This window comes from Pseudoalteromonas sp. SR45-1 (assembly GCF_014163655.1).
Classification (GTDB): domain Bacteria; phylum Pseudomonadota; class Gammaproteobacteria; order Enterobacterales; family Alteromonadaceae; genus Pseudoalteromonas; species Pseudoalteromonas distincta.
Genome location: NZ_JACJDR010000009.1, coordinates 173,608 through 195,861, shown reverse-complemented (window position 1 = coordinate 195,861; position 22,254 = coordinate 173,608). Strand labels below are relative to the sequence as shown.

The window sequence follows — 22,254 nt, the reverse complement described above, 5'->3', positions numbered from 1 at the left end:
AGAGAATTCAGCACGCTGGAAGAAAGAAGAAGAAGAACGTAAGAAACGCGAAGAAACAGCGGATCATCATCTTACGACTTCAACTTATGCACGTGAAGCAGAAGATGTTGCCGATGCTCGTGATGAGCAAGGCACTCGCCGTGCTAAGAAAAAGAAAAAAGCGCCAGCAAAAGATAAATTTGCAGCGTCAAGAGGCCGTAACAAGTCTAAATTAAAAGCACCAGCATCGCTGCAGCATGGTTTCCAAAAACCAACTGTTGATGTTAAAAATGAAGTGCGTATTAGCGAAACAATTACAGTAGCTGAGCTTGCATCACGCATGGCTGTTAAAGGCGCTGAAGTTGTTAAAACAATGATGAAAATGGGTGACATGGTTACTATTAACCAAGTGATCGACCAAGAAGCTGCACAACTAGTTGCAGAAGAAATGGGTCACAAGGTTATCATTGTTAAAGAAAACGAATTAGAGCAAACAGTACTTAACGACCGCCATGAAGATGGTAAGTCAGAGCCTCGTGCTCCAGTAGTAACTGTAATGGGTCACGTTGACCATGGTAAAACATCGACTCTAGATTACATTCGTTCTGCGAAGGTTGCTTCTGGCGAAGCCGGTGGTATTACACAGCATATTGGTGCATACCATGTTGATGTAAATGGCAATATGATTACCTTCTTAGATACTCCAGGACATGCTGCATTTACATCAATGCGTGCTCGTGGTGCTAAAGCGACAGATATCGTAATCTTAGTGGTTGCAGCAGATGATGGTGTTATGCCACAAACTAAAGAAGCGGTACAGCACGCACGTGCAGCTGGCGTTCCTTTAATCATTGCTGTAAACAAAATGGATAAAGAAGGCGCAGATCCAGATCGCGTTAAAAACGAACTAGCTCAGCTAGACGTTATCCCTGAAGAATGGGGCGGCGATACGCAGTACGTTCATATCTCAGCTAAAACTGGTCTAGGTATTGATGACCTTCTTGAAGCCGTACTTATGCAATCTGAGCTTTTAGAGCTTTCTGCCCCTACCGAAGGTATGGCTGCAGGTGTTGTAATTGAATCTCGTCTTGATAAAGGCCGCGGTCCAGTTGCATCAGTACTTGTTCAATCTGGTACGCTTAACCAAGGTGACATTGTATTATGTGGTCTTGAGTATGGCCGTGTTCGTGCAATGCGCGATGAAAACGGTAAAGACATCAAGTCGGCAGGTCCATCTATTCCAGTGGAAATTTTAGGTCTTTCTGGTATTCCAGCTGCGGGCGACGAAGCAACTGTTGTTAAAGACGAGCGTAAAGCGCGTGAAGTTGCTTTATACCGTCAAGGTAAGTTCCGCGATGTTAAACTAGCACGTCAACAAAAAGCTAAGCTTGAAAACATGTTTACTAACATGACTGAAGGTGATGTTTCTGAAGTTAACGTGGTACTTAAAGCAGACGTTCAAGGTTCTATCGAAGCAATCTCTGATTCACTAACTAAACTTTCTACTGATGAAGTGAAAGTGAAGATTGTAGGTTCTGGTGTTGGTGGTATTACTGAGACTGATGCGACACTAGCTGCAGCGTCTAACGCAATTGTAGTTGGCTTTAACGTTCGTGCTGATGCTTCTGCTCGTAAAGTGATTGATACTGAAAACTTAGACCTTCGTTATTACAGCGTAATTTATGCCTTAATCGAAGAAGTTAAGCAAGCAATGTCAGGCATGCTAGCACCTGAGTTTAAACAAGAAATCATTGGTCTTGCGCAAGTTCGTGACGTATTCAAGTCTCCAAAAATTGGCGCAATTGCTGGTTGTATGGTTACTGAAGGTGTTATTAAACGTAGCGCTCCAATCCGTGTACTACGTGAAAACGTGGTTATCTATGAAGGTGAACTTGAGTCACTTCGTCGCTTTAAAGACGATGTTGCTGATGTTCGTAACGGCATGGAATGTGGTATCGGCGTTAAGAACTACAATGACGTACGTGTTGGTGACCAAATCGAAGTATTTGAAACAGTTGAAGTACAACGTACTCTTTAATTGTTAGCTCGCTAAACTAATAAATGGGGGCTTAGCCCCCATTTGTGTATCCATTATTTAATTAGCTTATTATTAAATTTCAATAAGTTATGATTTTAGGACAAATGCAATGAGAGAATTTTCTCGCACTGATCGTGTTGCACAGCAAATCCAAAAAGAAATTGCTGTAATTTTACAACGCGAAATTAAAGATCCACGCTTAGGTATGGTGACAGTGTCAGCGGTAGAAGTATCGCGTGATTTATCTTATGCCAAAATTTTCATCACTGTGTTTAACACACAAGATGAAGATGCAGCTAAGCAAAGCGCTAAAGTACTTAATGAAGCAACGGGTTATATTCGCTCGTTACTTGGTAAGCGTATTCGTGCTCGTATAATGCCTGAGTTAAAGTTTGTAGTTGATAATTCACTGATGGAAGGTATGCGTATTTCTAATTTAGTGGATTCTATTATCCGCGAAGATAACGCAAAGCATGTCGATGAAGATGTAGAAAGTGTTGATGCTGATATTTCAGATAGTGAACAAAGTACTAAGCACGTAGAAGATACAGATAGCGAAGAAGGCACTGATACAGATGGCAAAGCGCAGTAAAGGCCGTGCAGTTGACGGTATTTTGTTGTTAAACAAACCGCAAGGCATTTCATCAAATAAAGCTCTGCAGCAAGCGAAAGGTGTTTATTTTGCACAAAAAGCTGGCCACACTGGGGCTTTAGACCCGCTTGCTACAGGTATGCTGCCAATTTGTTTTGGTGAGGCGACTAAGTTTACGCAGTTTTTACTCGATACAGATAAAACCTATATTGTTCGTGCAAAACTGGGTGAGCGTACAACAACATCAGATTCTGATGGCGAAATTGTAAGCACGAAAGATGTGAATGTGACGCGTGAGCAGTTAACAAAAGAAATTGCAGCTTTTGTTGGTGAGTCTGATCAATATCCGTCAATGTACTCGGCACTTAAGTATCAAGGTAGACCATTATATAAGTACGCACGAGAGGGTATTGAAGTCCCTCGTAAATGCAGAAAAATAAATGTGTTTAGCTTATCGTTTGACGAATTTGATGAACAAAACAACGTATTACAAATGACGGCTCATGTATCAAAAGGGACGTATATTCGTACAATCGTTGATGATTTGGGCGAAAACCTAGGGTGTGGCGCACACGTTATAATGCTTCACAGAACTGCTGTTGGTCAGTATCCGGCAGATAAAATGGTTTCGCTTGATGAAATTGAAGCGTTGCTTGCTAAAGCGAAAGCAGAAGAGCTCGCGCCTTCTACTTATTTAGACTCGTTGTTATTACCTATAGACACTGCTTTAACTGATTTACCTGTTATTGAAATTTCGAAAGAGCAGGGCAAAGTATTTAGTCATGGGCAAGCAGTCGAGTTACCTGAAGCTTTACCTGAGGGGGCAATTAAAGTTGTTGCGGATGGTGTGTTTATTGGTACTGGCGAGCGCAACTCAAGTGGCCATTTAAAGGTTAAACGTGGTCTTGCTAGCCAGCAAGATGATTACGTAAAGCCTGAATAAGCAATTAGTGTGCCCAGCAGTGGCTTATTAGTTGTAGATGGGAATAATTAACTTGTAGTTATTCCCACAGTTGGTAGAATACGCCGGCTTAATCGTTTTGGCTGAATTAGTGATCGGCTAAGACATCTTTTAAATTTAATTTTTGGAGTTACTATGTCACTAAGCAATCAAGAAAAAATCGATATCATTGCTAAATTTGCACGTGCAGAAGGCGATACAGGTTCATCAGAAGTACAAGTAGCATTACTTACTTATGATATCAACAAGCTTCAAGGTCACTTTGCTGATCACAAGCATGACTTCCACTCACGTCGTGGTCTGCTTCGTAAAGTAAGCACTCGCCGTAAACTACTTGATTACCTTAAAGGTAAAGATATCACTAGTTATACTGCACTAATCAAAGAACTTGGCCTACGTCGTTAAGAACTAGATTATAGAAATGGGAGCTTTTTAGCTCCTTTTTTTGTGCCTAAAATTTGTGTTTGAAAATAAAACAAATTTATAAACTTATTGAATTATATTGTAAAACTCCTATTTCATAGCTTATCAAGCATCGTTGTATTTACCCACTCATTAGCCCAGCTTAAATCTAGTAGCTAGTGTGTGTTGACCTTTCGTGATTAATTTTGCAGCTGTATGTTTGGTCTTTAGGCAAGGCAGCGCCTATGTAGTGTGGTTATTCGCCACAAATAGGCGATAACGCAGCATTAATGCCAAACATGCGCTGCCCTGCGGGTTCATCCTAGGGGCGATTAACTCTTTGTTACTCGATTTTTACTTAGCCCACTAGGTTACAAATCTCGCGCCGTGATTAAATCGCCCCTAGATTGAACAAATTTCAATCCACAAAGATCAACACACCCTAGACTCGCATTTTGAAGTAGCTTTGGTATATACTATGCGCGTAGGTAAAAAGGTTTATCTGCAATTATTCACATCATTGCCAATTGTAGTACTTAATTGATTTCCAACTGAATACAATTATGTACTGTAATTGGTACTTTGATGACAACTTATTAGAATACATTTAAGGAATATTTTAAGTGCAAGCAATTATTAAAGAATTCAAACTAGGTCAACATACAGTGACTCTAGAAACTGGTGCAATCGCTCGTCAAGCAGATGGCGCTGTACTTGCAAGCATTGGCGACACTTCAGTTTTAGTAACTGTTGTTGGTAAGCGTGAAGCACAACCTGGTCAAGACTTTTTCCCACTAACAGTTAACTACCAAGAGCGTATGTACGCTGCTGGTCGTATCCCTGGTGGTTTCTTAAAGCGTGAAGGTCGTCCTAACGATGGCGAAACTCTTATTGCACGTCTTATTGACCGTCCAATTCGTCCACTTTTCCCAAGCGGCTTTGTAAACGAAGTACAAGTTATTGCTACTGTTGTTTCTGTTAACCCTGAAATCCAACCTGATATGGTTGCGATGATTGGTACTTCAGCAGCACTTGCTATCTCTGGTATCCCATTCAGTGGTCCAATTGGTGCATCTCGTGTTGGTTACATCAACGGCGAATACGTACTTAACCCTACATTAAAAGAGCTTGAAGAAAGCCAACTTGATTTAGTGGTAGCCGGTACTGATAAAGCGGTACTTATGGTTGAATCAGAAGCTAACGTACTTGCAGAAGACGTAATGCTTGGCGCTGTTGTATATGGTCATGAGCAATCTCAAGCGATCATTACTGCAATCGAAGAATTTAAAGCGCAAGCAGGCAAGCCTACTTGGGATTGGACTGCACCTGAGAAAGATGTTGCACTAGAAGATAAAGTAGCAACTATTGCTGCTGAAAAAGTAGGCGCAGCTTACTTAATCACTGATAAAGTAGCGCGTAAAGAAGCTCTTGGTGAAGCTAAAGATGAAGTTGTTGCAGTATTAACAGCTGAACTTGCTGAAGGCGAGTCTTTAGACAAGCAAGAAATTGGCAAAATCTTCGGTTCACTTGAGAAGAAAATCGTTCGTGGCCGTATAGCTGCTGGCGAAAAACGTATCGATGGTCGTGAACCAGATATGATTCGTGCACTAGACGTAATGACTGGCGTATTACCGCGTACTCACGGTTCTGCTATCTTTACACGTGGTGAAACTCAAGCGTTAGTAACAGCGACACTTGGTACAGAACGTGATTCACAGTTAATCGACGATTTAACTGGTACTCATAAAAACCACTTTATGCTTAACTACAACTTCCCTCCATTCTGTGTAGGTGAAACTGGTTTTGTTGGTTCTCCTAAGCGTCGTGAAATCGGCCATGGTAACCTTGCTAAGCGTGGTATTTCAGCTGTAATGCCTACTCTGACTGAGTTCCCTTACTCAATCCGTGTAGTATCTGAAATTACTGAATCAAACGGTTCTTCTTCAATGGCGTCTGTTTGTGGTACTTCTCTAGCACTTATGAACGCGGGTGTACCAATTAAAGCATCTGTTGCCGGTATTGCGATGGGTCTAGTTAAAGAAGACGATAAATTCGTTGTTCTTTCTGACATCTTAGGTGATGAAGATCACTTAGGTGACATGGACTTTAAAGTTGCCGGTACTGCTGCAGGTATTACTGCACTTCAAATGGATATCAAAATCGAAGGTATCACTCAAGAAATCATGCAAATTGCGCTTAAACAAGCAAAAGCTGCACGTTTACATATCTTAGAAGTGATGGATGAAGCGATTTCTGCTCCTTCTGAAGAGCTATCAATGTTTGCTCCTCGTATCTACACGATGAAAATCCCACAGAAGAAAATCGCTGAAGTTATTGGTAAAGGTGGCGCAACTATTCGTCAACTTACTGAAGAAACTGGTACAACGATTGAAATCGGTGACGACGGTACAATTAAAATTGCCGCTACAGATGGCGAAAGTGCAGCTAATGCCATTAGCCGTATTGAGCAATTAACAGCTGAACTTGAAGTAGGTACTATCTACGAAGGTAAAGTTGTACGTATTGTTGACTTCGGTGCATTTGTAAACATTCTTCCAGGTAAAGATGGTCTAGTACATATTTCTCAAATTAGTACTGAGCGCGTTAACAACGTGGCTGATCACCTTTCTGAAGGTCAAGAAGTTAAAGTTAAAGTACTAGAAGTAGATCGCCAAGGCCGTGTACGTCTAAGTATTAAAGAAGCAATGGAATCAGCAGCACCAGCTGTTGACGCGCCAACTGACGCGTAATTGCTAACTTATTAATCTAGTATATTAGCTAGATGATAAAAAAGGGGCTGTTTAGCCCCTTTTTTTATGCTTTAATGAAACCTTATTGGACAAGGTCTGTCTTATATTAATCGCGATATATCTTGGTATTAAGGATTTTAATGATACTCAAACATTTAGCTTTGGCATCTTTTGCTATTTTGTCTTTAAGCGCTTGCCAAACTACAACCGAATCAGAGCCAACCCCGATTGTTAATGTGCCATTTACTGCACCTTTAGCTTCTGACTTTAGAAGTGAAATTGCCATTGCACGCTACTCAGAGTTATTGAATAGAGCTGACTTAAGCGAAGAGCAACAAGCTAAGCTTTATTATGACCGTGGTGTACTTTTTGATAGTTTAGGTATGACCACTCTTTCGCGTATTGATTTTAACCGCGCAGTAAAGCTTAAACCTGATTTAGCTGAAGTATATAACTTTCTAGGTATTCAACATACGCTTATGCAGCAATACGAAAAAGCCTATGAGTTTTTTGATTCAGCCCTTGAGCTTGATGAAGAGCATGAATATGCTTATTTAAATAGAGGCATAGCCCTTTATTACGGTGATAGAGCAGGTCTTGCTAAAAACGACTTTGATGAGTTTTTAGCCCGCTCTCCAAATGATCCATACCGTGTTTTATGGGTTTACTTAGCCAGTGCACAAGAAGATAAAGCAGCAGCGCTTGAATCACTTAAAACTAATGCAACAGCACTTGATGAATCGCAATGGGCGTATCAGTTAATTTCTCTTTATACGGGGGATATGACTGAGTATGCATTTTTATCTGGCATTAGTGATGGTGTTAGAACCGAGCAAGAATATGCGCAGCGTTTATGTGAAGCTTATTTTTACTTAGCCAAAATGCATCAAGCAGCTGGTGAGCTGTATTTAGCATCAGACTATTTTAGGCTTGCGCTAGCAACCAATGTACACGAGTTTATTGAGTACAAGTATGCGCGTTTAGAACTTGAGTTGATGGAAGGTGTTGACGCAAGTTAAGCGTTTTAAGTTAATAGGTGTATTACTATGTTGTTTGTTAATTACAGGCTCGAGTAATCACCTTGGCGCTATTGGCTTTTGGCATGTTTTAAATACAAAAGCCAATGTTCTACAAAGTTATTGGAATTCACCCGTTCACTTTTCAGATCACCTAGAGAAGTTACCAAAGACCTCTTTAGCTATACTCGCTCGCAATCAAATTTCCTCAGCGCAATATATGTATTCTCTTAAGCTTATTAAAAGCAGTCAGAGTGAAACTGCAAAACCATTTTGGCTCTCCGCTATAAATGACTTAACAATCCCAGAGCGTAAAATATTAGCAGCAAAGTTGCTTGAGCAATCACGTTGGGGGGATTTAAAACTACTCGTTAGTAAAAACAAATTACCAGCAGGGGATGTGCTAAATCATCTAAAACTTCAGTTAAAAACACCACAGAGTAAAGTATCTACCGCGTTTATCCACAATCTTGGTTTTTCATCTTTAAGAAATATAAGCAAACCTAATAAGCAATGTATGTTTAACGTACTGACTATGAGCGATCATCGTAGTGGCTTATATAAACTTACAGAGTTTATTAATACTTATAATAAACAGCCAGAGCCCCGTGAAAATATTTTTTGCTTTTCAAAACCAGTTTACGTTGCGGGTATGCTTGAGTGCAAAAGTAGCACTAGTAAAATAGCAAAGTGTGACTGGGAATTATCTAAACTTAATAACCAGCTTCCTAACAATTATGATTTTATAGTGATGATGCCTAAAGACGGTACGGCTAATGTCACGAAGGGAACAATGCTAATAAACTCAAAAGCAAAATACAGTGTATTTTTGCACGAGCTGATGCATTTTAACGGTTTTGAGGATGAATACGCTTTGCCTAAAACTAAGCAAGCATGGTTGTGTGCAAAAACAGGTTTTGTTGCGCCTAATCTATTTATTTCTCATGGTGAGCCGCCGCCAACAGATTGGCATAAGGCAAAGAGTTGTCAGCAAGGAGGCATTGCTTATAAGCCCAGTGAAAATTGGTCCATTATGCAATATCAGCAGTTAGGTCTCTCAGCGCAGTATAGGCAACTTTGGTTGAAACATTTAGATACGACCAATGGTAAGTTTCATCGTCACTCTAGCGCGCTTACATTTGCAAATAAGACTATATTAAACTAACAATTATCACTATTAATTAATTGTTTTTTTAGGCTTAATAAATTGTTAGTTATTGTTTGAAAAATGTCCATATAGAACCGCTTTTTATAGACAAAATAAGTGTTTTTCAGTATAACTATAGTCATTAATGTCGTTTAAAAACAGGCAGTAAAAGCATCACTTAGTATTAAAAAAGAGATGCCCTGATAAACTTATGATTATAAAAGGCCCTACATTATGACTTTGCTCTGGATACCCTTGTTATCCTTAATTGGCAGTGTTATTTCTGCATGCACAGGTAAGTTATCCCGTAATTTAAGCACTAGTTTAACGGCTCTTGCGCCTTTGACTGCTTTGGGGATTACTCTATACCATGCACCTGCAGTTTTAGCGGGCGAAACAATTCGTTATTCTTTAGCTTGGATCCCGTCAATAGGACTCGACTTATCTCTGCGGTTAGACGGTCTTAGTTTATTGTTTATGTTTATGATTTTAGGCATAGGCCTGCTCGTTATCCTCTACACGCGTTACTACCTCAGTGCTAACGATTCAATGGCTAAGTTATATAGTTACTTAATGCTATTTATGACCGCAATGCTTGGCATTGTTATGTCTAATAATGTTATCCAATTGTGGCTGTTTTGGGAATTAACGAGTATAAGTTCATTTTTATTAATTAGTTTTTGGTGGCATAAGTCAGAAGCGCGTAAGGGCGCACGTATGGCGCTTGCAGTAACAGGGGCGGGTGGCTTAGCACTACTTGCTGGCTTAATGTTATTAGGAGACATTGTTGGTAGTTACGACCTAGATGTTATTTTAGCAAGCAAAGCAATCATTCAATCCCACGATTTATACGAAGTAGCATTGGTATTGGTACTATTAGGTGCGTTTACTAAATCGGCACAATTTCCGTTTCATTTTTGGCTTCCTCATGCAATGGCAGCACCTACTCCAGTAAGTGCGTATTTACATTCTGCAACTATGGTAAAAGCCGGTATATTTTTGTTAGCGCGTTTTCATCCTGCTTTAGCTGGCACGGATACTTGGTTTTTACTTGTAGGGTTAACGGGTTTAGCAACGCTATTGTTTGGTGCATACATAGCATTATTCAAACACGATTTAAAAGGATTGTTAGCCTATTCAACAATAAGCCACTTAGGTTTAATAACGCTGCTATTAGGACTTGATACTGAGCTTGCGACCGTTGCTGCTATTTTCCATATAATTAACCATGCAACCTTTAAGGCATCGTTATTTATGGCAGTTGGTATTATTGATCATGAAACGGGCACGCGTGATATGCGTAAATTAAATGGCATGTGGCGATACTTACCTTACACAGCTACACTTGCAATGGTCGCGGCAGCGGCAATGGCTGGCGTTCCGCTACTTAATGGTTTCTTATCGAAAGAAATGTTCTTTGCAGAAACACTGCATCAGCAAGTGCTTGGTTCTATGTCGTGGTTAATTCCAGTATTGGCAACTGTTGCAGGTGCTTTCGCTGTAGCGTACTCAGCCCGCTTTATTCACGACGTATTTTTTAATGGCGACCCGATTGATTTACCTCGAACGCCGCATGAACCACCACGTTATATGCGTGTACCAATAGAAATACTCGTTGTGATTTGTTTATTGGTGGGCATGTTCCCGCACTTTACAATTGACGGTATTTTATCTGCGGCATCTTTAGCTGTACTTGGAAAAGAAATGCCAGTGTACGAATTAGCTATCTGGCATGGGTTTAACTTACCTCTACTTATGAGTGCAATGGCGATTGCTGGCGGCTTATTTATTTACATTAATCGTAAATATCTATTTCAATTTCAAGCATCACTACCACCTCTCAATGCTAAAAAAACCTTTGAACGTGTAATTTTAAGTATCGTTGCTTGGTGTCAATCAAAGGTAAATAGTACAGAAAATGGTTCCCTACAGCGCTATCTTGTAATTATGTTAGCAGTAGTACTACTGTGTGCGGGTTGGCCATTATTTGAAATGCAACAGCTTGCCGGTAGCATGCCACTTACGCCGGTTGATGTGCACAATGCAATTGGAGCTGGCTTGTTGATTATTGGTGCACTTGCTACCGTTATTTGGCATCGCTCTCGAATGGTATCGTTGTTAATGCTCTCAATTGTAGGGTTAATGGTGTCGGTTGTATTTACACGTTTTTCTGCACCTGATTTAGCACTTACACAACTAACCGTTGAGGTTGTTACTATTATTTTACTTATGCTGGCATTGTTTTTTTTACCGCAGCATACGCCAAAAGAATCAAGTTCGTTACGCGTACTTCGAGACTTAGGCATAGCCTCTACGCTAGGTGTAGTTATAGCGAGTATTTGTTATGCATTACTTACACGTCCATTAGATTCAATTTCAGACTTCTTTATTGCTAACGCTAAGATTGGTGGCGGTGGTACTAACGTAGTTAACGTTATTTTGGTCGACTTTAGGGGCTTTGATACGCTTGGCGAAATTACCGTATTAGGTATTGCCGCATTAGGTATATTTAAAGTACTTTCTCGAATCCCATTATTTATGCCTGCAAGTGACAGTGAAGGGCGCCCATGGGCTAAAGAGCGTCACCCAATATTACTGGCGAGTATTTCACAAAGTTTATTGCCGCTTGCCTTATTGGTTTCTGCGTATATTTTCTTACGTGGGCATAACTTACCTGGTGGTGGCTTTATTGCTGGGTTAGTAACATCAATCGCGTTTATTTTGCAATACATGGCGCATGGTACGGCATGGATTAACGAACGTTTTGATGTTAATTATCGCAAAATTATAGCTTCAGGCATTGGTATTTCTTTGTTTACAGGTGTGGGTAGTTGGTTCTTTGATAAGCCATTTTTAACAACTTGGTTTGACTACTTTGATATTCCGTTTGTCGGTAAAACAGAGCTTGCCAGCGCGATTGCATTTGACCTAGGTGTTTACTTAACAGTTGTAGGCGCTACGTTAATGATTTTAGCAAGCTTAGGTAATATGACAGCAGATACCCAGAAAAAAGAGGTAAATATTTAATGGAATTATTGTACGCATCTTGCGTTGGAGTATTGGTCAGTTGCGGTGTGTTTTTACTGCTGAGAGCTCGTACATTCCCTGTAGTACTTGGGCTTACTATGATTTCATACGCTGTTAACTTATTTTTGTTCTCAGCAGGTCGTCTCACTATTAATAAAGCAGTAGTGCTTGGCACAGGATCAGATTATGCAGATCCTCTACCTCAAGCTTTAGTGCTTACCGCTATTGTAATCGGCTTTGCGATGACCGCATTTGTGGTTATTTTGGCAATACGTGGGCGCGCCGATTTAGGTAGTGACCATGTTGATGGTTATGTGCCTAATACCTCTGCAGATAATAAGGAGCAAAAATGATCCAACATTTAGCTTCGCTACCTATTTTATTACCTATGCTGACGGCAGTTATTTTATTACTGCCGCCGTGTGGTAAAAGCGTCAAAATTCGCCGCTTAGTTTCAATTGTAATGGCAATAGCTACTTTTGCCATTAGTGTGCTTTTACTGGTACATATTAATAATACGGGTATTAATGTTTACGCTATTGGTAATTGGTCTGCACCATTTGGGATAGTCTTAGTTGCTGATATGTTATCTACCTTATTAGTTACGTTAACTTCACTTTTAGGTTTGGGCGCTATTTTATATGGTAGTGCTGGCGATGATGAAAAGGGCAGCTTTTATCATCCACTTGTCCACTTTTTAATATTGGGTGTAAATGGCGCGTTTTTAACGGGCGATTTATTTAACCTATTTGTATTTTTTGAAGTGTTACTGATTGCATCCTATGCATTGTTAATGCATGCAGGTGATAAACAAAACACTCGTGCTGCACTGCAATATGTAATATTGAATTTAGTTGGCTCAAGCGTGTTTTTAATCGGTTTGGGTATTTTGTACGGTGTACTTGGTACGCTTAATATTGCAGATATGGCGCAAAAAGTATCCGAGCTTACGGGCGATGATGTATACCTAGCAAAGGCTGGTGGTTTATTACTACTCATTGTATTTGCATTAAAGGGCGCATTATTACCTCTGCATTTATGGCTTCCAAATACATATTCAAGCGCTAAACCTGTGGTTGCTGCATTATTTGCGATTATGACCAAAGTAGGCGTTTACGCTATGCTTCGTGTTTACACTGTGATATTTGGCGAACAAGCAGGGGCGCTTGAACATATGGCGCAGCCTTGGCTTTGGGGCTTAGCAATTGCCACGATTATAGTGGGTGCTATTGGTGTTATGGCAGCGCAAGACTTACGTAAACTCACTTCTAACTTAGTATTGGTATCAGTTGGAACGTTGGTTGCGCTAATCGCATTACAAAATGTAAATGCCACTGCTGCACTTTTATATTATTTAGTTCATTCAACACTTGTTAGTGCCGCACTATTTTTATTAGCAGATTTAGTTTCAATCCAGCGCGGTAAAGTTGGCGACAGGCTAGTAGCAGGTCGCTGCGTTAAACAACCATTTTTATTAGGTGTGTGCTTTATTGTTGCGGCTTTAACAGTAGTTGGTATGCCGCCACTATCAGGCTTTGTAGGTAAAATTTGGATACTTAAAGCCACATTAAATAGTGAGCAAGCTTTACTATTTTGGCCTGTATATTTAGTAACAAGCTTTGCGTTATTAGTAGCGCTTTCGCGTGCTGGCACGACCTTATTTTGGGAGCATAAAAGTAAAAAAAGCGAAAACGCAGATAGTGCAAATGCACACCCGTTGCAGGTAACTGTAATTATAGGTTTACTTGCTTGTTCGCCATTGCTAGTTATTTTTGGCGGGCCAATAAGTGACTACATGCTAGGTGCTGCTACTCAGTTACATGATATAAGCGGCGGTATTAATGCTGTACTTAAAGGAGGCATGTGATGAGATTACAAGCCCGTTTTCGTTGGTTACCAACACCATTTCGTAGCCTGTTTTTGTTTATGGTATGGTTATTGTTAAATAATAGCGTGTCGGTAGGACACTTAGTGCTAGCGACTATTTTTGCTATATTTATACCCCTATTAAGCTTTTCACTTCGCGAACCTCAACCTCTTATTTTAAGGCCTGGACTAGCATTAAAGCAGTTACTTATAGTGCTTTACGATATTATTGTTGCAAATCTACAGGTGGCTTTACTTATACTTGGGCCATCTAAAAACTTACGCCCGGCCTTTATAAAAGTACCGATTGATTTAACTCATGATATGCCAATTACTATATTGGCCAGTAGTGTATCGCTTACACCCGGTACAGTGAGCGCAGAGGTTTATCCAATTGCAGAATCGTTACCTGAAGGTGAAGAGCCAACACAACGTTACTTACTAATACATGTGCTTGACCTTAAAGATGAAGAAGCACTTATCAAACAAATAAAACAACGCTACGAAGCTCCACTGAAGGAGATATTTCAATGTTAGACACCGTATTACTCATTGTTTTTTCGATGATTGGCTTATCATTATTGCTTAATTTATGGCGATTGATTATTGGTCCGTCAGTGCCTGACCGTGTTTTAGCGCTCGATACAATGTACATAAATGTTATTGCACTGATTATTTTATACAGTATAAGTATGGACACAGGGCTTTACTTTGAAGCAGCACTGCTTATTGCCATGCTTGGTTTTATAAGTACAGTTGCAGTGTGTAAGTATTTACTACGCGGCGATATAATTGAATAAGGTGAAAACATGATCAGCGAATGGGTTGTATCAATACTATTGTTATTTGGTGGTACGTTTATTTTAATTGGCTCGATAGGCTTAATTAAACTGCCTGACTTTTTTATGCGTTTGCATGGACCAACGAAGGCAACAACGTTGGGTATGGCAAGTATGTTAATCGCAGCTATGGTTTATTTTGTAAATTCAGGCCATGGACTCAGTGTTAGAGAAATACTCATTACTATATTTTTACTAATTACGGCGCCGATTAGTGGTTACATGCTAATAAAATCAGCTATTCATCATAAGCTAAAAGCTAAAGAAGGCACTAAAGGTCTCGGTAATGTAGAGGACGATTAACGCAAATGCGCACTAATAAAAGGCCGAATAAACGCGATTTATTCGGCTTTTTAATGATTACCTGTCCCCTTTACAATACTAATTAATCATGTGACTATAAAACGATTATTTATATTAAAGGATATTATTGTGGGTAAGGTACTACTTTTATCATTACTGATTTTTTCTAGCAGTTTATATGCTGAGCAAAATACAAAACAGCAAAAAATAGATGAACTTATTAGTGTAATGAACTTAGATTCAATGGTTGATTCTATGTACGGGCAGGTTGAAGGTATGATGAAAGGTATGTCTGATCAAATGGGTGTTAAGCCTTCTGAACAGGCAATTTTTGATAAATACTATGGTGACATGACGACGGTATTAAAAACCGAAATGAGCTGGGCCAAAATGCAGCCGATGATGATTAGCGTGTACGACAAACATTTTAGTGAGCAAGAGATTGCTGATATGTTAGCATTTTACAAGACAGATACCGGGCAAAAAATACTTGAAAAAATGCCTGTTGTAATGCAAGAGTCTATGCAAATGTCTCAAAGCTTAATGAAAGATGCCATGCCTAAAATACAAACTTTAGCGCAGCAGCTAAGCGACGAATTAGAGCAAAGCCGTAGCGAATCAAACTAGGGCATGTAGATCTTTGTGGATTGAATTTATTCAATCCAAGGAAGATTAAATTGCGGCGCGAGGTTTGTAACCTAGTGAGCTCGGTAACTGCTCCTGCGTTACCCTACAGGCTTACATTCATGTAAGAATAAGCAAAAACCGAGCAAAGCTTCCGCGTCCTGCTCACGGCCCTTATCTATATCCATGTAGGCAACAAAGAGTTAATCGTCCCTAGAAATAACCCAAAGGGCAGCGCATGTTTGGTATTTGTGCTGCGTTATCGCCAACTTATGGGGAATAACCACATAAATAGGCTCTGCTTTGCCTAAAAACCAAACAGCCTGCTGTAAGTTTAACCACTAATGTTCAACAGGCCCTTAGATTAATACGCGCCTTACTTAGGCGCTTCTCTCCTGAATTCACCCCTCCTGATAATAAACGCCAGTATCAGCTTAAGTTAATTCTGTTTGTGTCATTATGCCAATGAGCAATAATACTTAATCATTTTTGATATACGACTGCGTGGAAGCAAGGTAATTAGTGATAACAACTAAATAATAAAATCTTTGCCTTGTTATCAACACGTTTTTATTCTCTCAAACAGGTCACTTAATTAAGCGAATTGGTATTATTTTATTAGCTTTAAAATAGTCATTGACCTATGTGTTGCACCTAGGTTTATTATGAAGCCACTGAAACACGACGGAGCCAAATTATGTATGTTAAACAACTCGCCAAGTTAATGGGCGTGACTGCCGATACTGTTCGTCATTACACGCGTGTTGGGTTACTTAATCCAATACGCAGTGAAGAAAATGGCTATCAAGAATATACAAAGCAAGACCAGCAGCGTTTAAAGTTTATCATTAGCTCTCGTCAACTTGGTTTTTCACTCAAAGATATTCAACACATTATAGGCGAGTCAGAGCAGGGAAATTGTCCTTGTCCTTTAACACGCAAACTCATTACTAAACGCCTAGAAGAAACCGAAGTACTATTTCAAGAAACATTAAAGCTACGAAACAGAATGCATGCAGCCCTTGAGCAATGGGAAACATCAGCCGATGGTGCAAATGCCAGTGACGTGTGTAGTTTAATAGAATCTTTTGTTGATCCAATAAACGATTCCGTAAATAAGGAGCAGCGTAATGACGACTAATACAAAAGACACCGCGCAAAACTTTATTATTGAAGGCGCTAATTGCGGCAGTTGTGTAGCCAAAATTGAAAAAGCCCTTAATAGCGTGCAAGGTGCGCAAAACGTGGAAATGAACTTTGCTGAGCGTACTGTACGCGTAGAAGGTAAAGCTGACGAAAGTACGCTTATTAAAGCAGTTGAAAACATTGGTTATTCAGCCAAACCGATGAGTAACGAGTCTGATCAAGATGCACTTGATGAAAAAGCAAAGTCGGACGAGGCACATTACAAAAAGCTAATGCGTAATATGATATTAGCGTTAGGAGTCGGTGCGCCGTTAATGATATACGGGCTTATTTTTGACATGAGTGTGACCACCGATACACAACGAATAGCATGGTTTTTAGTGGGTATAGTCACGCTTGTGGTTATGGCTATATCAGGTAAACAATTTTACAACGGTGCATGGCAGGCATTCAAAAACCATGCTGCCAATATGGATACATTAATAGCGCTTGGTACAGGTACTGCGTGGTTGTATTCAATGTTTGTGGTAATAGCACCAAGCTTATTACCACAAGTCGCAAGACACGTATATTTTGAAGCATCATCGATGATCATCGGTTTAATTAGTTTAGGGCTCGCTTTTGAAGTAAAAGCACGTGGGCGCACCTCACAAGCAATTAAACGCTTAATTGGCCTGCAACCAAAAACTGCACGCGTAATTCGTGGTGGCGAAGAGCAAGACATCGACATTAGTGATGTTGTAAAAAATGATGAAGTACGCGTACGCCCGGGTGAAAAAATCCCTGTGGATGGCGATGTTATTGAAGGCAGTAGTACAGTTGATGAGTCAATGCTTACTGGTGAGCCAATGGCCGTCCGCAAAAAAACGGGCGATAAAGTTGTTGCCGGAAATATAAATAAAAGTGGCACTTTATTATTTAAAGCCACGCACATAGGTAGCGAAACCACACTTGCCAATATTATCAATATGGTAAAGCGTGCACAAAACTCTAAGCCATCAATAGGGCGCTTAGCTGATGTTATATCAGGAATATTTGTACCAACAGTTATGATTATTGCGGTACTTGCAGGGCTTGCATGGTTAAACTTTGGACCTGAGCCATCAATTGCTTATGCCGTTGTTGCAGTAACTACGGTACTTATTATTGCTTGTCCTTGTGCGTTAGGACTCGCAACCCCTATGTCGGTTATGGTGGGTATTGGTAAAGCCGCTGAGTCAGGAATATTAATTCGAAATGGTGAGTCGCTGCAAACGACATCTAAAATCACCACCATGATTTTAGATAAAACAGGCACTATTACTCAAGGTACGCCGCAAGTTACCGATGTAGTTACCTTTAACAACAGTGATGAAAATACAGTAATGCAACTTGTTGCAAGCCTTGAAAGTAGCTCAGAGCATCCACTGGCAGAGGCAATTACAGCACACGCTAAAAAGCAGGGCTTAGCTTTAAGTAAAGTAGCCGATTTTGATGCAATTACAGGTAAAGGTGTAGCCGGCAGTGTTGACGCTCAAACATTGTTGTTTGGTAATAAAGCGCTAATGGATAAATACGATGTAGCCGTTGATGATGCAACCGAGCAAGCTCAAACACTTGCCAGTGATGCTAAAACGCCCATGTATTTTGCAAGTAATAATAAGCTAATGGCTTTAATTGCAGTTGCAGATCCGATTAAAGAGGATTCGGTTGAAGCTATTAAACGCCTGCAAAATAAAGGTATTCACCTAGTTATGCTAACAGGAGACAATAAAGCCACGGCGCAAGCTGTTGCTAAGCAAGTCGGTATTGATGACTTTATTGCAGAAGTAATGCCCGATGACAAAGTAAACGAAGTAACAAAACGCCAAGCAAATGGTGAAATAGTCGGTATGACAGGTGACGGTATTAACGATGCCCCCGCACTTGCACAAGCCGATGTAGGCTTTGCAATTGGCACAGGTACCGATGTGGCAATAGAAAGTGCAGACATTACCTTAATGCGTGGTTCGTTACATGGCCTTGCTGATGCAATTGCAGTAAGTAACGCAACTATTTCAAATATTAAACAAAACCTATTTGGTGCCTTTATTTATAACGTGGCGGGTATTCCGATTGCAGCCGGCGTGTTGTATCCATTTTTTGGCATACTACTTAACCCTGTTGTAGCCGGTGCAGCTATGGCACTGTCATCGCTTACAGTGGTAAGTAACGCTAATCGCTTGCGTTTTTTTAAACCAAATAAATCGTAATTTAAGCTAAGGAGTACATTATGTTGATGATTAATATAGGTGGTGCACTGTTAATAGCTGCAATTATTTATTGGTTTTGGCTATACAAACCAGAGCAAACACAAAGTGATGACAACAAAGTAACGATAGTGGTTGATAACGGCGTTTATAAACCGGGCCATATTAAAGTGGCAGCCAATAAAGAGGTTGTACTTACTTTTGATAGAAAAGACAGCGCACCGTGCGCCGAAACAGTGGTATTTCCACAGCTTGATATAAGTAAAACTCTAGCAATGGGTGATGGCAATACAGTTAAACTACCTGCGCTTGAAGCCGGTGAGTATGACTTTCATTGCCAAATGCAAATGTATAAGGGCAAGTTAGTTGCTCAGTAACCTGAACTAAGTAGGTGTTGGGGTCGTATAGTTGCCTTATAAAAGTTACTAGTAAGAGTCGCTATATTAAATGAATAAATTAAACCCTAAAAAATTATTGAATAGCAAATGGACCGCAACACCTGCTATAAATAAAGAAAAACACTTCATTATTGTTGAGGTGGAATTTGATGAAGACGGCAATGTAATTGAATGTATTACTGAGGCTGTTATGTCAAAAAATCAATATCCAATTAGTTGGCGAGATTTAAAGGATAACCAAAAGTGGCTGCAAGGGTGGAAGTAGTTTAAATCTATATAATTTACCTCACTCCAATAGCTGGCTGGCACACGATGTAGGTTTGCTTAACTCAAGCGAACCTATGCTTTACAGCGCATTAAATTATGAGTTTAATGCTACAACTTAGCTTTAGCATTGAAACCTTACTAGATAAATTCGCCATTTGGCAACAAAACAGTTAATTTCAAAATATCTTTCCAAAATTTTTATAATAAATTTCAAAAACAATATAACTTACTGATTATAAATAAATTAATTATTTAATAGCCGAAAATAAATCCGATGTAATTTTCATGTTCATATTCAGTTTATTTTGAAGGCTAACCTAAACGCCCCCTTATTGGCTTTTTAGCAAAAGTGTGTCTTTTTAATTAAACTTAACCAATTGATTTATAATGGTTTATTATTTTTAGTTAAATGGCTGTTGCTAAATAGCAACAATAACACCTCCCCAAATCAAGCTTCTCTCGCTTTATATCATTTAACTCATTGTTTTTAAATAATAAATAAAAAGTGGCACCGAAGTTGTAATACCTAGAGTGTATTAAGCAAAACGTGATGAAAGCCAAAGGCCTTAATCGCAACAACCCAATGAAGGAATACTATTATGAAAACATTTCAATCAACATTAGTACTAATGGCGCTAGCTTCTTCATCAGCGGCTTTTGCAGCAACAGATTTTGATACGCTAGACGTAGATGGTAATGGCGCAATCAGCCAAGCCGAAGCCTCAGTAGATGCTGAGCTTTTAAGCAAATTTGAAGAACTCGATACAAACCAAGATGGTGAGCTATCTGAAGATGAGTTTTCTAAGGCCTAAAATTAAAGCCTTAAGCAGTTAATGCTCTGTGATGTTATCTAAATTCTGAGTTGCCAAAGACAACCTAAGTAGGCAAGGGAGCCTACTAAAAAGAATAACCAGGAAGTGACTAGAGAGCACTATAGAGCAAATTTATTTAGGACACCGCATACTTTTGAAGGATTAAATTATGAAAAAGCTACAATCAACATTTGTACTTATGGCTATTGTTTCTTCGTCAGTAGTATTTGCAAGCACAGACTTTGAAACACGCGATGCAGACGACAACGCTTCAATTAGTCGCTCTGAAGAATCGGCGCAAGTGATAGAGCAATTTGACGAGCTGAATGTTCAAAGTAGCGGTGGTCCGACAGAAAATGATTTTTTTGAATATTAATTTATAGACACTTTACTCCTAAAGGATCTTTGAAAAGGACTTCTTACCCCTAATCAGGCCCAAAGCCTAAGGAAACGATTATGAAAACATTACATAAAACTCTAGCTCTTGTAGCCCTAGCTTCTTCTTCAGCGGCGTTTGCTGCGGTAGATTTTGATTCTTTTGATACAGATGGCGACGGCGTAATTAGCAAAACAGAAGCCCAAGTAAATTCGCAACTAGTACAGCTTTTTGATCAATTAGATACAGATGGAAATGGCGAGTTATCTAAAGAAGAGTTTTCGAAGGTTCAGTAATAAGCTCTATGTAGAACCTTACCAGTCATACTCACAAAGCAGCTAAGTAATTAATACTTAGCTGCTTTTTTGTGCATTTAATTTAATATATTACTATTTAGTCACCAAAGTAGTGCAAAGCTTGAGTTTGAATAGTGTCAAGTTACTGATTGTTAAGTTATTTTATTGTTGGTTTTAAACTTGCAAATCTATTTATAACTTAGGTTAATGAGTATTTAAAATGGCGCGAATGAGTTATATCAGTAGTGTTGAGCGCTACCACGAATATGAGCATGTAATACACAGTTTACTTGAATCTATTTTAATGAGTATTGAGGACGGATTAACTAAAGAGCGTGATACCCGCTATCTGATTAAGCAGTACCCATTTTTAGAATTACAATATTGTTTAAATGCAGAAGGTTTGCAGCAGGGTAATAACGTCTGCTTTAAACGCGCATACAGCAAAAAATTAGGTGAAAGTGGTAATCAACAAGATTTAAGCGAGCGACCCTATTTTTTGAACGCTAAAGCAAGTGATAAAGTGTGCTTTACTGATCCCTATATTTCTATAGCGACTAACCATTTATGTATATCGGCGATTAAAGAGCTAAAAAAACCAATTAATAATCAACATTACTTGGTCGTTGATGTGAGCTTAACGCAGCTTATTGAGTTTGTAATGGGTGATACTGCGCGCGCTAATATGTCGCCTTACTTCAAGGCGGGTTACGGTATTATTGTGGCGTGCTTATTTTGCTTAGTATTATTTTTACTAAATATCGTTTTTAGTGATATATACGCTCTATTAACTCATGTAGATACCTCATCAGACCCACTTGAACCCTTTAGTATCATTATTTACATCACCTTGGCATTGGCAGTATTTGATTTGGGTAAAACAATACTCGAAGAAGAAATCCTGATGCATAAGGATATTTTTAGGCACTCGTCTACGCGGCGCACTATTACACGATTTATCTCTACTGTGTTGATTGCTATATCAATTGAGGCGCTGTTAACTATGTTTAAAGCGGCTTTGGGGCAATCGGAGTATTTAATGCCTGCCATAGCGATGATGCTGGCAGTGGTAGGGCTTTTAATTGCACTGGCTATTTATGTTTATTTAGGGGCAAAGGCCGAAACGCTATTAATGCGCGCTCGTTTAAAACAAAAATCCTCCAAGTAGGAGGATTTTTTATATTACA

22 protein-coding genes are annotated in these 22,254 nt (G+C 39.5%); all 22 read left to right on the top strand.

Annotated elements, in window-relative coordinates:
• A partial coding sequence (gene infB, locus H5089_RS11455) for a translation initiation factor IF-2 (RefSeq protein WP_182712234.1) occupies positions 1-2,017 on the top strand: 2,017 nt, incomplete at its 5' end.
• A gap of 109 nt (positions 2,018-2,126) precedes the next feature.
• Positions 2,127-2,609 (top strand): 30S ribosome-binding factor RbfA, encoded by a 483-nt coding sequence (rbfA, locus tag H5089_RS11450; RefSeq protein ID WP_002958487.1) that lies wholly within the window; start codon positions 2,127-2,129, stop codon positions 2,607-2,609.
• Positions 2,593-3,552 carry a tRNA pseudouridine(55) synthase TruB gene (gene truB, locus H5089_RS11445; RefSeq protein WP_002958489.1) on the top strand — a complete coding sequence of 320 codons (960 nt, stop codon included), beginning with the start codon at positions 2,593-2,595 and terminating at the stop codon, positions 3,550-3,552. Before rbfA ends, truB begins: the two co-directional genes overlap by 17 nt.
• A 153-nt stretch (positions 3,553-3,705) precedes the next feature.
• Positions 3,706-3,975: a 30S ribosomal protein S15 gene (rpsO, locus tag H5089_RS11440; protein ID WP_002958490.1), complete on the top strand. Its 270-nt coding sequence runs from the start codon at positions 3,706-3,708 to the stop codon at positions 3,973-3,975.
• A 620-nt stretch (positions 3,976-4,595) separates the two neighbouring features.
• On the top strand, positions 4,596-6,722 hold the full coding sequence (pnp, locus tag H5089_RS11435) for a polyribonucleotide nucleotidyltransferase (RefSeq protein ID WP_182712233.1): 2,127 nt from the start codon (positions 4,596-4,598) through the stop codon (positions 6,720-6,722).
• 140 nt (positions 6,723-6,862) lie between these two features.
• A complete protein-coding gene (nlpI, locus tag H5089_RS11430; protein ID WP_024598203.1) occupies positions 6,863-7,741 on the top strand; it encodes a lipoprotein NlpI in 879 nt (292 codons plus the stop codon).
• Positions 7,728-8,903 carry a hypothetical protein gene (locus H5089_RS11425; protein WP_182712232.1) on the top strand — a complete coding sequence of 392 codons (1,176 nt, stop codon included), beginning with the start codon at positions 7,728-7,730 and terminating at the stop codon, positions 8,901-8,903. The genes nlpI and H5089_RS11425 overlap by 14 nt, the downstream gene beginning before the upstream one ends.
• Positions 8,904-9,119: 216 nt before the next feature.
• Positions 9,120-11,912 carry a monovalent cation/H+ antiporter subunit A gene (locus H5089_RS11420; protein ID WP_024598205.1) on the top strand — a complete coding sequence of 931 codons (2,793 nt, stop codon included), beginning with the start codon at positions 9,120-9,122 and terminating at the stop codon, positions 11,910-11,912.
• Complete coding sequence (locus tag H5089_RS11415) at positions 11,912-12,265, top strand: Na+/H+ antiporter subunit C (protein ID WP_024598206.1); 354 nt, start codon at positions 11,912-11,914, stop codon at positions 12,263-12,265. Before H5089_RS11420 ends, H5089_RS11415 begins: the two co-directional genes overlap by 1 nt.
• Complete coding sequence (locus H5089_RS11410) at positions 12,262-13,779, top strand: monovalent cation/H+ antiporter subunit D (RefSeq protein WP_170072132.1); 1,518 nt, start codon at positions 12,262-12,264, stop codon at positions 13,777-13,779. Before H5089_RS11415 ends, H5089_RS11410 begins: the two co-directional genes overlap by 4 nt.
• The gene (locus H5089_RS11405; RefSeq protein ID WP_024598208.1) at positions 13,779-14,315 is read left to right on the top strand and encodes a Na+/H+ antiporter subunit E; all 537 of its coding nucleotides are present in this window, start codon (positions 13,779-13,781) and stop codon (positions 14,313-14,315) included. The genes H5089_RS11410 and H5089_RS11405 overlap by 1 nt, the downstream gene beginning before the upstream one ends.
• Entirely contained in the window at positions 14,309-14,578 is a 270-nt protein-coding gene (locus tag H5089_RS11400; RefSeq protein WP_007378493.1) for a K+/H+ antiporter subunit F, read from the top strand. Before H5089_RS11405 ends, H5089_RS11400 begins: the two co-directional genes overlap by 7 nt.
• Positions 14,579-14,587: 9 nt before the next feature.
• Positions 14,588-14,920: a Na+/H+ antiporter subunit G gene (locus tag H5089_RS11395; RefSeq protein WP_182712231.1), complete on the top strand. Its 333-nt coding sequence runs from the start codon at positions 14,588-14,590 to the stop codon at positions 14,918-14,920.
• Positions 14,921-15,049: 129 nt separating this feature from the next.
• Positions 15,050-15,547: a DUF2059 domain-containing protein gene (locus H5089_RS11390; protein WP_024598210.1), complete on the top strand. Its 498-nt coding sequence runs from the start codon at positions 15,050-15,052 to the stop codon at positions 15,545-15,547.
• A gap of 694 nt (positions 15,548-16,241) precedes the next feature.
• Positions 16,242-16,685, top strand: a complete 444-nt coding sequence (locus H5089_RS11385) for a MerR family transcriptional regulator (protein WP_182712230.1) — start codon at positions 16,242-16,244, stop codon at positions 16,683-16,685.
• The gene (locus H5089_RS11380; protein WP_182712229.1) at positions 16,675-18,921 is read left to right on the top strand and encodes a heavy metal translocating P-type ATPase; all 2,247 of its coding nucleotides are present in this window, start codon (positions 16,675-16,677) and stop codon (positions 18,919-18,921) included. Before H5089_RS11385 ends, H5089_RS11380 begins: the two co-directional genes overlap by 11 nt.
• Before the next feature lie 20 nt (positions 18,922-18,941).
• The gene (locus H5089_RS11375; RefSeq protein WP_007378488.1) at positions 18,942-19,295 is read left to right on the top strand and encodes a cupredoxin domain-containing protein; all 354 of its coding nucleotides are present in this window, start codon (positions 18,942-18,944) and stop codon (positions 19,293-19,295) included.
• Between the two features lie 70 nt (positions 19,296-19,365).
• Positions 19,366-19,581 (top strand): TIGR02450 family Trp-rich protein, encoded by a 216-nt coding sequence (locus H5089_RS11370; RefSeq protein WP_002958506.1) that lies wholly within the window; start codon positions 19,366-19,368, stop codon positions 19,579-19,581.
• Between the two features lie 601 nt (positions 19,582-20,182).
• The gene (locus tag H5089_RS11365; protein WP_007585535.1) at positions 20,183-20,395 is read left to right on the top strand and encodes a calmodulin; all 213 of its coding nucleotides are present in this window, start codon (positions 20,183-20,185) and stop codon (positions 20,393-20,395) included.
• 169 nt (positions 20,396-20,564) lie between these two features.
• Positions 20,565-20,771, top strand: a complete 207-nt coding sequence (locus H5089_RS11360; protein WP_024597050.1) for a hypothetical protein — start codon at positions 20,565-20,567, stop codon at positions 20,769-20,771.
• 80 nt (positions 20,772-20,851) lie between these two features.
• A complete protein-coding gene (locus H5089_RS11355; protein ID WP_024597051.1) occupies positions 20,852-21,067 on the top strand; it encodes an EF-hand domain-containing protein in 216 nt (71 codons plus the stop codon).
• A gap of 220 nt (positions 21,068-21,287) precedes the next feature.
• Positions 21,288-22,235, top strand: a complete 948-nt coding sequence (locus H5089_RS11350; protein WP_024603579.1) for a PDC sensor domain-containing protein — start codon at positions 21,288-21,290, stop codon at positions 22,233-22,235.
• Positions 22,236-22,254: the final 19 nt, after the last annotated feature.